Source organism: Nocardiopsis sp. CNS-639 (assembly GCF_000381685.1).
Lineage (GTDB): Bacteria > Actinomycetota > Actinomycetes > Streptosporangiales > Streptosporangiaceae > Nocardiopsis > Nocardiopsis dassonvillei.
Map to the genome: position 1 here is coordinate 27,147 of NZ_KB906865.1, position 12,197 is coordinate 39,343.

Here is a 12,197-nt window from a genome sequence, read left to right on the forward strand (position 1 = left end):
GAGCACGTGATGCCCCGGAGCACCGTTCCCGTCCTGTTCCACCGCATGGCCGTCCCGGCCAGGAAGGCGCTCCTGCCCCTCGCCGACGGTCTGGGCACGCTCACCGCGCCGGCCCGCGCGCTGCCCGACTTCCTCATCTGCGGGGCGCAGCGCTCGGGCACGACGTCGCTGTTCAGGACGCTGTGCCTGCACCCGTGCGTCACCGGGCCCACCCTGCGCAAGGGGGTGCACTACTTCGACACCGGCTACCGCGGCGGCCCGGACCGGTACCGGGCGTACTTCCCTCCGCGCGCGGGGCTGCGGGCCCGGCGGGGGCGTCCCCGGGTGAGGGTGGTCGAGTCCAGCCCGTACTACCTGTTCCACCCGCTGGCCGCCGAGCGGATCGCCCGCGACCTGCCGGACGTGCGGGTGGTGGTCATCCTGCGCGACCCGGTGGAGCGGGCCTACTCGGCGCACGCGCACGAGACCGCGCGCGGGTTCGAGACCGAACCGTTCGAGCGGGCGCTGGAACTGGAGCCGGAGCGGCTGGCCGGTGAGGAGGAGCGGATGCTGGCCGACCCCGGGTACCGGTCCTACTCCCACCAGCACCACGGCTACGTGGCGCGCGGCCGTTACGCGGACCAGCTGGAGCGGATGGAGAAGCACCTGGGGCGGGACCGGATGCACGTGGTGGACCACGCCGACCTGTTCGACGGCACGGCGAAGGCGCTGGGTGAGGTGGAGCGGTTCCTGGGGCTGCCGCCCGGACCGGGCGACGCCCCGGGCAGGCACAACGCGCGCGCCCGGACGAGCATGCCCGAGGGGCTGCGCGCGGAACTGGCGGCGCGGTTCGCCGACAGCGACGCGCGGCTGGCGGACTGGTGGGGGCGCGTCCCCTCGTGGCGCGCGTGACCGCCGCGGCGGAGCGGGAGCGGGCGGGACTGCGCCGCGTGCTGCGCGGCGGGGCGGTCAACATGGCGGGGGCCGTGGTCGGCGCCGCGCTGAACCTCGCCGTGATCGTGACGATCACTCGGGCCTTCTCCCAGGAGACGGCGGGACTGCTGTTCTCGGCGACGTCGGTGTTCCTGATCGCCGCGGTGGTGGCCAACCTGGGCGCGTCGGACGGGTTGGTGTACTTCATCGCCCGGATGCGCGTGTTCGGCGAACCCGGGGGCGTGCCCCGGCTGCTGCGGACGGCCGCGGCCCCGGCCGTGCTGGCGGCGTGCGTGCTGGCGGTGCTGCTGGTGGTGTGCGCCGGTCCGGTGGCGCGGGGCCTGGGCGGTGGCGAGGCGGAGGTCTACCTGCGGCTGCTGGCGGTGTTCCTGCCGTTCGCGGTGCTGGCGGACACGGCCCTGGCCGCGACGCGGGCCCACCACGACATGGCCGGGACCGTGCTGGTGGACAAGGTGGGCCGTCCGCTGGCCCAGCTGGCCCTGGTGGCGGGGGTCGCGCTGTCGGGGGCGGCGGGGCTGTTGGCGCTGGCGTGGGCGGGGCCGTACCTGCCCGCGGCCGTGGTGGCGTGGTTCTGGTTGGGACGTGTCGTGCGCCGGGCCGTTCCCGAGACCGGTGGCGTCTCCGGGGAGGCGGACGGCTCCGGAAGGGCGGACGGATGCGGGGATGCGCACGCTTCTAGGGATGCGGATGCCCTCGGGAAGACGCACGGCTCCGGGGATGCGGATGCCCTCGGGAAGGCGATGCCCGGAGGGAAGCGGGGGACTCCCGGTGCCCCCAGTGCCACTGTGACGGCTGTGGATTCGGAGACCGTCCGTGCCCGTGAGGCGTCCGCGACCGCGGAGACGGCCGTGGCTCCGGAGGCCGTGGAGAAGAGCGTGGAGCAGGTGGAGGCGCGGACGTTCTGGGCCTTCTCCCTGCCGCGCGCGGTGGCCGCGGTCGCCCAGATGGGCGTGCAGCGCGGCGGCGTGGTCCTCGTGGCGCTCCTGGGCGGGCTGACCGGCGCGGCGGTGTTCACGGCGGCCACGCGGGTCATGGTGGTCGGCCAGTTCGGCACGCAGGCGGTGCTGTACGCGGCCCAGCCCAGGTTCGCCGAACAGCTGGCGACGGGCGACCACGCCGGGGTCCGAGCCCTCTACCAGGCGGGAACGGCGTGGCTGGTGTGCCTTCTGTGGCCTTTGTACCTGTCGGTTCTGGTGTTCGCCCCCCAGGTGATGCGGCTGTTCGGGCCGGAGTACGCGGCGGGGGCGACGGCGCTGGTCGTGGTGTGTGCGGGCCAGCTGACGGCCGCCGCGCTGGGGATGAGCGACCTGGTCCTGACGATGACCGGGCTGACCCGGCTCAACCTGGTCAACAACGTGCTGTCGCTGGCGGCGAACGTGCTGGTGTGCGTACTGCTCGTGCCCGTGGCCGGAGCGACCGGGGCGGCCGTGGCCCTGGTGGCCGCGATGCTGGTGCGCAAGCTGCTCCCGCTGTGGCAGTTGCGGTCCCACGTGGTGCTGCACCCGTTCAGCCGCCCGGTGCTGGCCGCGACGGCCAGCGCGCTGACGTGGTTCGGCGCCCTGCCGCTGCTGCTGGAGACGCTGCTGGGCGGCGGGGTCGCGACGCTGGTGATGGCGGTGGCCTCGGGAGCTGTGGGATACCTGGTGACGGTGTGGTCGCTGCGCGGGCTGCTGGGCCTGGACCCGCGCCGGTGAGGCGTGCCGCGGCGGCCGGAGGGGTGTCCGGCGGTGGCTGAAGGTAGTGCAGGCGCGCGGCGGCGGCCGAGGACGCCAGCCGGGGAGCGCGGCCGGAGGCGGTGCGGGCACGCCGAGGCGGGCGGGCCCGGGGGACCCCCCGTTATCCATGAAAGCCCCTGCGCGCACCCGGCGGAAGACGCCCTCCCCCGCCTGTGGACAACCGGTGCGCCTCGCCGCGACCCTCCCAGTGACTACACAGAGTTATGAAATGATGACCACATGTCTCCACGACCGGTTCTCCTGGTGGCCTCCAGCGGAGGGCACCTGGCCCAGCTGTGCTCACTGCGTCCCTGGTGGCGGCACCGCGAGCGCGTGTGGGTCACCTTCCGGACCCCCGACGCCGAGTCCGCCCTGACCGGCGAACGCGTCCGGTGGGCCTTCCACCCCACCACCCGCCACGTGGGCAACCTGCTGCGCAACGCCTGGCTGGCCGTGCGCGTCCTGCGTGAACGGCGCCCGTGCGCCGTGGTCACCACCGGTGCCGGGGTGGCCCTGCCCTTCTTCGCCCTGGCGTGGCTGCTGCGGATACCGACCGTCTACATCGAGGTCTACGACCGCCTCGACACACCGACGCTCACCGCACGGCTGTGCCGTCCGTTCACCCGGCTGTTCCTCGCCCAGTGGGAGGAACAGCGCGCCTTCATGCCGACCGCCATCACGGTAGGACCGCTGCTTTGACCGAACAGACCACGCGTCCCGTCCCGCGCCCCGACGACAGCGGCCACCCCGACGTGGTCGTCAGCCTCGGCACCGACCACCACTCCTTCGACCGGCTGGTCCGCTGGATCGACGACTACGCCCGGCGCCACCGGACCCTGCGCTTCCTGGTCCAGCACGGGCACAGCGCCGCCCCCGAGGTGGCCGCGGGCACCCCGTTCCTGCCCGGCGAGGAGCTCGGCGAGCACATGCGCCGGGCCCGGGTGGTCGTCGCCCACGGCGGACCGGGCACCATCGTCCAGGCCCGCCGAGCCGGACGCCTGCCCATCGTCGTCGCCCGCGACCCCGAACTGGACGAGCACGTCGACGAGCACCAGCTCCTGTTCGTACGGCGCCTGGAGGAGGCGGGCCGGGTGCGCTCCTGCACCACTCCCCAGCAGCTCTGCGCGCTCCTGGACAGGGCGCTCGCCTCACCCGCGGACTTCCGGGTGGACCCCGGCGACGGCGAGGGCACCGAGCGGGCCGCGCTGCGCGCCGGGGAGCTCATCGACCTGCTCACGCGGGGCCGGGGCGCGACGGCGGAGCCCGCCGCCACGGCCGCCGGAACCACCGCCCGGACCGCCGGAATCGGCGCGGACCCGCTGACCGCCGCCCCGCCAGTCCCCCGGGCCGCCGACCACGCCTTCGGCCGCACCGCCGCGCGGACCGCCGCCTCCGGAGCCGACGACACCGGGCCCCTGCCCGGCGTGACCGTGGTGGTGCCCACCCGGGACCGGCCGGAACTGCTGCGCCGCACCCTGCGGGCGATCAACGAGCAGGACTACTCCGGCCGCATCACCACGATCGTCGTCTTCGACAACGACCAGCCCGACCCCTCACTGGCCCGCTCCGACGGCGACCGCCCCGTGCGGGTGGTCACCAACACCCTCACCCCCGGCCTGGCCGGGGCCCGCAACACCGGTGTGCTCGCCGCCGACACCGACCTGGTGGCCTTCTGCGACGACGACGACACGTGGCTGCCCGGGAAGCTCCGGGCACAGGTCGGCGTCATGCTCGACGAGCCCGGCACGGAGATGGTGTGCTGCGGCATCCGGGTGGTCTACGACAGGGTCGAGGCGGTCCGCAGCCTGGACCGCACCAGCGTGACCTTCGGCGACCTGCTGGGGTCGCGCCTGACCGAGCTGCACCCGTCCACGTTCCTCATCCGGCGCCGCGCCATGATCGACGGCTGCGGAACCGTCAGCGAGGAGATCCCCGGCAGCTACGCCGAGGACTACGAACTGCTGCTGCGCCTGGCCCGGCGCGGCCCCATCCGCAACATCCCCGAACCGGGCGTGCGGGTGCTGTGGCACCGCAGGTCACACTTCTCCGGGCGCTGGCGGACCATCTCCACCGCCCTGCGCTGGCTGCTGGACCGCTACCCCGAGTTCGCTCTGGTGCCGCGCGGCCACGCGCGCGTGGCCGGGCAGATCGCCTTCGCCGAGGCCGCCTCCGGCCGCCGACGCGCCGCGCTGCGCTGGATCGGCACCACCGTCCGCAGCCGCCCCGCCGAGGCCCGCGCCTACCTGGCGCTGGCGGTGGTGCTCGGGGTGCCCGCCGGGTGGGTCACGCGCGCGCTGCACCTGCGCGGCAGGGGCCTGTAACCTCGGTCCGCGCGCCGGCGGGCCCGGCGCGCGGACCGAGAGCAGCCGGGAAGGACACGCATGATTCGTCAAGCCACCCCCGAGGACGTCGAGGGGGCGGCGGACACGCTGGCCGCCGCTTTCGCGGACTACCCCTTCACCCGTCACGTGATCAGCGCCGACGGCCACGAGACGCGCCTGCGGGAGTTCCAGCGCGTCTTCCTCGCCGACGTCGGCCTTCCGTACGGACGGGTGTGGGTGAGCGACGACCTCCAGGCGGTCTCCGTCTGGACGGTGCCCGGCTCCGAGGGCGCGCAGGAGGCCATGGAGGCCCTGCTCCCCGGGCTCGTGGAGCTGGCGGGAGACCGCGCCCCGGCCTACGCGGCGGCCGAGGCCGCCATGGCGCCGTACCGGCCGGAGGAGCCGGTGTGGTTCCTCGGCACCGTCGGCGTCCACCCCGCGTCCCGGGGCCGGGGCCTGGGACGCGCGGTGATCGGCGCGGGCCTGCACGAGGCCGACGCGGCGGGTTTCCCGGCGTTCCTGGAGACGTCGACGGAGGACAACGTGGGCCTGTACACGTCGCTCGGCTTCCGGGTGACCGCCGAGTACGTGCTGCCCGAGGGCGGCCCGCGCACCTGGTCGATGTTCCGGCCCGTGGGCGGCTGAACCGGCGCGCCCCGAGCGCGTGCCCCACACGCGCGGACCGCCGCCCCCTGGTGGGAGCGGCGGTCCGCGCGAACCGTCCCGGACGGCCCGGGCCCCGGGCGGTCAACCCCGTTCCCGGGCGTACTCGGCCAGGCGGCGCACCCGCTCGGGCAGGTACACGTACGGGTCCTGTCCGGCGGCCTCGAAGCCGCGCTGGGCGTACTCGTTGGCCCGGATCCGGAAGTCGCAGTCCGGGGACAGCTTGTTGTCCCACACCTTGACCGCGCGCACCCGCTCGTAGCGGCGCAGCACGTCGGGGATCTCGGAGTACCACTCCAGGGTCTCCTGCGAGCCGATGGGCGTGGTGCCCATCTCCCCGATCATCACCGGCTTGTCCGGGTCGATCCCGTGGTCGGGCCCCTCGTTCTGGAACCACTCGTAGGCCGGGCGCATCATGTCCTCGAAGGAGTACACCTCGTCCCAGTGCGGCTGGGAGTCGCAGCCGGTCATGTTGTACGCCTCCCAGCTGACCCAGTCGACGTAGTCGTTGCCGGGCCACAGGCCGGGGAGGCGGTCGAAGTTGCCCTCCCAACCGGTCACGTTCCACACCCAGATGGCGTTGTCCGCGCCCTCCTCGCGGTACAGGTCCACGATGTGTTGCCAGGCCCGCACGAACTCCTCGGGCGTGCCGCGCCTGTTGTAGCGCGTGTTGGCGTCGGCCTCGTGGTCGAAGGTGACGAAGTAGGGCACGTCCAGTTCCGCGATGGCGCGGGCCTGGGAGCGCAGCGAGTCGTCGAACTCGCCGTCGATGAGGGACTCGTAGGAGACCGCCGGATGCCCGGAGCGCGTGAACCGCCGGGCCTCGATGTTGGTGTGCACGAACCTGCCCTCGGCGATCATCTCCCGCTCGCGTCTGCCGGGGATGTCGGCCTGGTCGACGCCGCGCCAGGTGTAGACGATGTCCATGCGGCGGTCGACCGCCTCCTCCAGGGGCTCGATCCGGTCCTGGTAGGGGCTGGCCCCCCACCAGGCGCCGCACGAGGGCTCCAGGATCTCCGAGACGGTGCACTCCTCGTCGGTGGCGTACCCCCAGCGCCAGGGCGGTTCCGTCACCCCCGAGGGCCGGTCCGAGGGTGGCCGTGGAGAGGACGGGGCCCCGCCCGCCGGGGCGTCCCCCGCTCCGACCAGTGTCAGGACGAGGGTCAGTGCCCCCGTCGTCGCCAGTGCCCGTACTGGTCCCCTGTCCACGTCGAACTCCCCCTAATTCTCCAAATGTGACTTAGAGTTTTCAGATGAACACCATACGTCACCATTGGGGCGAACAACAGTCCTTGAAGTGGCAAAACGGACTTCAGTAGCCGTAACGCCCCCGGGAGGGAGCCGTCACGGCGGCCACCAGGCGCCGCCGCCAGGAGGGCATCGCCTCACGCCACCCGTGGTCGGCGCGGACCCCGACGCGCCCGGCCGTGAAGCGCATCGGGTTGCCCGACACGGCGTGCCCCTCCGACAGCTCGAAGCCGCCCCGCGCCGCGTCCGGAGGGGTGCCCGCGTACCCCGCGAACTCCGCGATCCGGGCGAACTCGCCCCCGGGGTCGGCGACGAAGTCCTCGTAGCGCACGCGCAGGGTCGGGACGCCGCGCCGGGCCAGGGCGTCGAAGCAGGCGTTCTGGGTCATCCACTGCACCGACGCCCGCCCGGCCGAGTAGCGGGCCATCTCCGGCTCGCTGCTGTCGGGGGAGGCGTCCGGGCGCGCCACGCGCCTGGCCCAGGAGTGGGCCACCGCGCGCGGGTCGCGCACCACGTGCAGCAGGCGCATCCGCGCGCCGTAGCGCCAGCGCAGACAGGCGGCCAGGGAGGCGTGCTTGCTGGCGTCCACGATCACGTGGGCGCCGCTGACCAGGGACACCGCCGAGTACAGGCGGTGGTAGAGCTCGGTGTAGCGGTCGCAGCGCGAGGCGAGCAGGCCCTGGTGGGCGCCGTTGAGCAGCACCGGCAGGAAGCGGGTGCGGTCGACGCGGTCCTTGAGCCGCAGCACCTCCCCCGTGTCCAGGCGGTCCCAGCCGCCGAAGGCCTCCTTTCCCACGTCGGACCAGAAGCCGCAGCCGGAGAACGGTCGGCCGCAGCCGCACAGCTCGTCCTCCACCAGTCCGCGCCGCCACAGGTGCACGACCTCGCCGACCGAACAGAACCCGGGCAGTTCGCCGAGGAGCCGCTCGATCAGGGTCGAGCCGGAGCGGCCCATTCCACCGACGAACACCAGTCGATAACCATCGTCCACTCCACCAGGCTATTACTTGCAGTCACCACACACACCCCCAAAGTGACGACTCCGTTCCCGAGCCGGGGACCGCGACCCGGACACGCGTCGGCCCCGGCCCGGGGGAGGCGTCCCCCGGACCGGGGCCGAACGGTCGGTCATCCGCTCCTCGCGCGGTGGCCGCGGAGCGGGCTGTGGAAGAGCGGGGTCTCCACAACCCCCCGGGTCAGAGGCCCTGGACGTTGAGCAGCAGGTTGACCGTGCCCGCGGGAACGCCGCTGAGCTTGTCCACGCCGGCGTTGGAGACGAGCCAGTCCTGGATGGTGGCCTGGTCGTCGTCGCCGTTCACGCTCTTGTACAGGGCGGCGGCCCCGGCCACGTGCGGGCTGGCCATCGAGGTGCCGTCATAGGAGTCGGTTCCGCCGCCGGGGACGGTCGACTCCACGTCCACGCCGGGGGCGTAGATGTCGACGGACGGGCCGTGGTTGGAGAAGACGGCCGCGGCGTCGGTCGCGTCGGAGGCGCCGACCGTGGTCACGCCCTCGGCGCCGCCCGGGGAGACATTGCCCGCGTCCTGGCCCTCGTTGCCCGCCGCGACCGCGACGAACACGCCGGACTCGGCCAGGCTGTTGACGGCCTCGTCCAGGGTCGGGGAGGACGGGCCGCCCAGGGACAGGTTGGCCACGGCGTTGGGTCCGGCGTTGGCGGCCACCCAGTCGATACCGGCGATGACGTCGTCGTAGGAGCCCGAGCCGTTGTCGTCGAGCACCTTGACGCCGAAGAGGTCGGCGGCGGGGGCGACGCCGTACGTGGCGGAGCCGATGGTGCCCGCGACGTGGGTCCCGTGGCCGTTGCCGTCGCCGCCGTCGCCGCCGTAGGCGTCGAAGGCGGAGGAGGCGCGACCGCCGAAGTCGGGGTGCGAGGCGTCGATGCCGCTGTCGATGATGTAGGCGGAGACGCCGGCCCCGTCGCCGGTGGTGCCGTAGGAGCCGTCCAGGGGGAGGTCCTCCTGGTCGATGCGGTCCTGCCCCCACGTGACGGTGGTGTGCGCGACGCCGACCTCCTCGACGTAGGCGACACCCGACTGGCCGCGCAGTTCGCGCACCTCCGCCGCGCTCAGGCTGGCCGAGTAGCCGTTGACGACCTCGTCGTAGGTGTGGTTGACCTGGTCGGAGGAGATGCCGAGGGACGAGGGGGTGACGGAGGCGGCGCTGAGCGTGTCCTCCAGGACGACGAAGTAGTCGCCGGTGGCCGAGGAGCCGACGGTGTGGAGGGGGGCGAGCTCGTCGGCGCCGGCCGAGACGGCGCCCGACAGGGCCAGGGGGACGGAGAGGGCGCCGGCCGCGGCGAGGCCGAGCACCGTTCTCCTGGTGGTGTGCCTGTGCACTCGTATTCTCCTTTTGCGGGGGACGGTAATGGGAGGCGCACAGCAGTCAATAACCCAGAGTAGTCAAGCGATTCCAGGTTCGCTGCGCTTTGCCACCATAACCAGACTTCGCCCTTCGCTCCAGGGCCCGAGAGCAACTTTTTTTGCGTCCAAGTACCTCGGACCAGCCTTCGGGGGCCGTGGCCGTGCAGCGAACGAGGGCTTCGGTGCAGCGGCGAGGAGTCCGAAAAACACTCGCCTGTAGTGGTCAAACGTTTTTCGGACAGACCTTTCGGTTCCCCCGGAGCCCTTACGGAGAAACATGGCGTTGACCGAAGGAAACCATTCCGTAAGAATCTGAGAACCGAAACAGGTTTCTCGGGTAAGACGGTCGAGGGCATGGGCGGCGCCCTTTCCGGTGCGTCCGGACCACCCGGCCCGCTCCCCGCCGGGCCTCCCGGTGGCGGAACACGTGGAAGGGGGCCGCCCTCGGGCGGCCCCCTTCCACCTTCCGGGCGCCCGGCGCGCCCCGGCCGGGGTCAGTCGGTCTTGACGACCATCCCCGCGGCGACCGTGGTGTTGGTGGACTCGTCGATGAGGATGAACCCGCCCGTCTGGCGGTTCTTGGCGTACTCGTCCACGAACAGGGGCTGGGTGGAGCGCAGCCGCACCCGGCCGATCTCGTTGAGCGACAGGTGGTCGGCCTGCTCGTCGCGGTGCAGCGTGTTGACGTCCAGCCGGTAGCGCAGGTCCTTGACCATGACCTTCGCGGTGCGGGTGGTGTGCTTGAGGATGAGCTTGGAGCGCGGCGTGAGCTTGCGCGCGTCCGTCATCCAGCACACCATCGCCTCCAGGTCCTGGGTGACCGCGGGGGCGTTGTTGGGGCGGCAGATCATGTCGCCCCGGGAGATGTCGATCTCGTCCTCCAGCAGGAGGGTGACCGACATCGGCGAGTAGGCCTCGGTGACGTCGCCGTCGGCGGTGACGATCCTGGCGATCCGCGTGTTCAGCCCGGACGGCAGGTGGGTGACCTCGTCGCCCGGCTTGAGGACGCCGCCCGCGATCTGGCCCGCGTAACCCCGGTAGTCGTGCAACTCGGGGTCGGCCGACCTGTGCGGCCGGATCACGTACTGCACGGGGAAGCGCGCGTCGATGAGGTTGCGGTCGGAGGCGATGTGCACGTTCTCCAGGTGGTGGAGCAGGGAGGGCCCGGTGTACCAGGGCATGTTCTCCGAGCGGCTCACCACGTTGTCGCCGTTCAGGGCCGAGATCGGCACGAAGGTCAGGTCGCACACGTCCAGCTTGGTGGCGAAGTCGGCGAACTCGGCCCGGATCTCCTCGAAGCGCTCCTGGGAGTAGTCCACCAGGTCCATCTTGTTGACCGCCAGCACCAGGTGGGGCACCTGGAGCAGGGTGGTGAGGAAGGCGTGGCGGCGGCTCTGCTCCTGTAGGCCCTTGCGCGCGTCCACCAGGATGATGGCGAGGTCTGCCGTGGAGGCGCCGGTGACCATGTTCCGGGTGTACTGGATGTGCCCGGGGGTGTCGGCGATGATGAAGGTGCGCTTGGGGGTGGCGAAGTAGCGGTACGCCACGTCGATGGTGATGCCCTGTTCGCGCTCGGCGCGCAGGCCGTCGGTGAGCAGCGCCAGGTTGGTCTGCTCCTCGCCGCGCGCGACGCTGGTGCGCTCCACCGCGTCGAGCTGGTCCTCGAAGATGGACTTGGAGTCGAACAGCAGTCGGCCGATCAGGGTGCTCTTGCCGTCGTCGACGGAACCCGCCGTCGCGAACCGCAGGATGTCGTTACTCATGCTTGCCTGGTCCAATGCGGAGTGTGTGGTCTGCGGGGAACGGGTTCCGGCGCGGGTGCCAGTGGGCTGACCCGAACGTCGCCGGTGTGGTGCGTGGGGTCCTGACCCGCCTCCCGGCCGGTGTCGGCGCCCGAACCCCGCCACGAGCACGAGGTCCGGGGGACGGGGCGGGCTGTGGACCCTTCCGGCGGTCGCGCTAGAAGTAGCCCTCGCGCTTGCGGTCCTCCATGGCGGCCTCGCTGGTGCGGTCGTCCGCCCGCGTCTGCCCCCGCTCGGTCACCCGGGTCGCGGCGATCTCGGCGATGATGTCGTCGATCTCCACGGCCGTGGACTTGACCGCCCCGGTGCAGGTGAGGTCGCCGACGGTGCGGTAGCGGACGGTCTCGGTGAACGGGACCTCGGTCTCGTCGCGGTTGATGATGGGCGAGTTCGACAGCAGGATGCCGTCGCGCTCGAAGACCTCGCGCTCGTGGGCGAAGTAGATCGAGGGCAGCTCCAGCCGCTCCCGCTTGATGTAGGCCCACACGTCCAGCTCGGTCCAGTTGGAGATCGGGAAGACCCGGATGTGCTCGCCCCGCTCGATGCGGGTGTTGAACACGCTCCACAGCTCGGGGCGCTGGTTCTTGGGGTCCCACTGGCCGAACTCGTCGCGGAAGGAGAAGACCCGTTCCTTGGCCCGGGCCTTCTCCTCGTCGCGTCGCGCACCGCCGAAGGCGGCGTCGAAGCCGTTCTCCTCGATGGCCTCCAGCAGCGCCGAGGTCTGGAGGCGGTTGCGGCTGGCCCAGCGGCCGGTGGGCTCGGAGACCTTGCCCGCGTCGATCTGCTCCTGCACCGAGGCCACGACCAGGCGGACCCCCGCCTCGGCGACCCGGCGGTCGCGGAACTCGATGACCTCGTCGAAGTTGTGGCCGGTGTCCACGTGCATGACGGGGAAGGGGACGGCACCGGGCCAGAACGCCTTCTCGGCCAGGCGCAGCATCACGATGGAGTCCTTGCCACCGGAGAAGAGCAGCACCGGCCGCTCGAACTCCGCGGCCACCTCGCGCATGATGAAGATGGCTTCGGCCTCCAGGACGTCCAGCTGGGAGAGCTGGTAGCGTCCGGCCTGCTGACTCGCCTGACCCATGAATCCGCCTTAGAAATACCGACAGGGCCGACGGCGGAGGGGTCGTC

10 protein-coding genes are annotated in these 12,197 nt (G+C 72.3%); 5 read left to right on the forward strand and 5 right to left on the reverse strand.

Annotated elements, in window-relative coordinates; all coding sequences use genetic code 11:
• Positions 1-9: 9 nt before the first annotated feature.
• The 5 genes from G011_RS0118360 to G011_RS0118380 all read left to right on the forward strand — a co-directional run bounded on the left by G011_RS0118360 (position 10) and on the right by G011_RS0118380 (position 5,614).
• Positions 10-891: a sulfotransferase domain-containing protein gene (locus tag G011_RS0118360; RefSeq protein ID WP_019609763.1), complete on the forward strand. Its 882-nt coding sequence runs from the start codon at positions 10-12 to the stop codon at positions 889-891.
• Positions 861-2,627 (forward strand): lipopolysaccharide biosynthesis protein, encoded by a 1,767-nt coding sequence (locus tag G011_RS0118365; protein ID WP_019609764.1) that lies wholly within the window; start codon positions 861-863, stop codon positions 2,625-2,627. Before G011_RS0118360 ends, G011_RS0118365 begins: the two co-directional genes overlap by 31 nt.
• 261 nt (positions 2,628-2,888) lie before the next feature.
• The gene (locus G011_RS0118370) at positions 2,889-3,347 is read left to right on the forward strand and encodes a polysaccharide biosynthesis protein (protein WP_013154976.1); all 459 of its coding nucleotides are present in this window, start codon (positions 2,889-2,891) and stop codon (positions 3,345-3,347) included.
• Complete coding sequence (locus G011_RS0118375) at positions 3,344-4,969, forward strand: glycosyltransferase (RefSeq protein WP_019609766.1); 1,626 nt, start codon at positions 3,344-3,346, stop codon at positions 4,967-4,969. The genes G011_RS0118370 and G011_RS0118375 overlap by 4 nt, the downstream gene beginning before the upstream one ends.
• 60 nt (positions 4,970-5,029) lie before the next feature.
• A complete protein-coding gene (locus tag G011_RS0118380; protein ID WP_019609767.1) occupies positions 5,030-5,614 on the forward strand; it encodes a GNAT family N-acetyltransferase in 585 nt (194 codons plus the stop codon).
• A 102-nt stretch (positions 5,615-5,716) separates the two neighbouring features.
• On the opposite strand, the gene G011_RS0118385 is transcribed toward G011_RS0118380, so the two are convergent.
• From G011_RS0118385 to cysD, 5 genes are all read right to left on the reverse strand, one after another.
• Positions 5,717-6,841 (reverse strand): glycoside hydrolase family 26 protein, encoded by a 1,125-nt coding sequence (locus G011_RS0118385; RefSeq protein WP_036552802.1) that lies wholly within the window; start codon positions 6,839-6,841, stop codon positions 5,717-5,719.
• Positions 6,842-6,944: 103 nt separating this feature from the next.
• The gene (locus G011_RS0118390; RefSeq protein ID WP_019609769.1) at positions 6,945-7,835 is read right to left on the reverse strand and encodes a sulfotransferase; all 891 of its coding nucleotides are present in this window, start codon (positions 7,833-7,835) and stop codon (positions 6,945-6,947) included.
• A gap of 241 nt (positions 7,836-8,076) precedes the next feature.
• On the reverse strand, positions 8,077-9,237 hold the full coding sequence (locus G011_RS0118395) for a S8 family peptidase (RefSeq protein WP_026338424.1): 1,161 nt from the start codon (positions 9,235-9,237) through the stop codon (positions 8,077-8,079).
• Between the two features lie 518 nt (positions 9,238-9,755).
• Positions 9,756-11,039, reverse strand: coding sequence for a sulfate adenylyltransferase subunit CysN (cysN, locus tag G011_RS0118400; RefSeq protein ID WP_255342149.1), 1,284 nt, complete (start codon positions 11,037-11,039; stop codon positions 9,756-9,758).
• 181 nt (positions 11,040-11,220) lie between these two features.
• Entirely contained in the window at positions 11,221-12,150 is a 930-nt protein-coding gene (gene cysD / locus G011_RS0118405; protein ID WP_013154983.1) for a sulfate adenylyltransferase subunit CysD, read from the reverse strand.
• Between the last annotated feature and the right edge of the window lie 47 nt (positions 12,151-12,197).

What these genes read in the sequence shown, in the direction of transcription:
- G011_RS0118360 (WP_019609763.1), top strand. Translation starts at nt 10, where the DNA reads ATGCCCCGGAGCACCGTTCCCGTCCTGTTCCACCGCATGGCCGTCCCG.
- G011_RS0118370 (WP_013154976.1), top strand. Translation starts at nt 2,889, where the DNA reads ATGTCTCCACGACCGGTTCTCCTGGTGGCCTCCAGCGGAGGGCACCTG.
- G011_RS0118380 (WP_019609767.1), top strand. Translation starts at nt 5,030, where the DNA reads ATGATTCGTCAAGCCACCCCCGAGGACGTCGAGGGGGCGGCGGACACG.
- G011_RS0118390 (WP_019609769.1), bottom strand. Translation starts at nt 7,835, where the DNA reads ATGGGCCGCTCCGGCTCGACCCTGATCGAGCGGCTCCTCGGCGAACTG.
- cysD (WP_013154983.1), bottom strand. Translation starts at nt 12,150, where the DNA reads ATGGGTCAGGCGAGTCAGCAGGCCGGACGCTACCAGCTCTCCCAGCTG.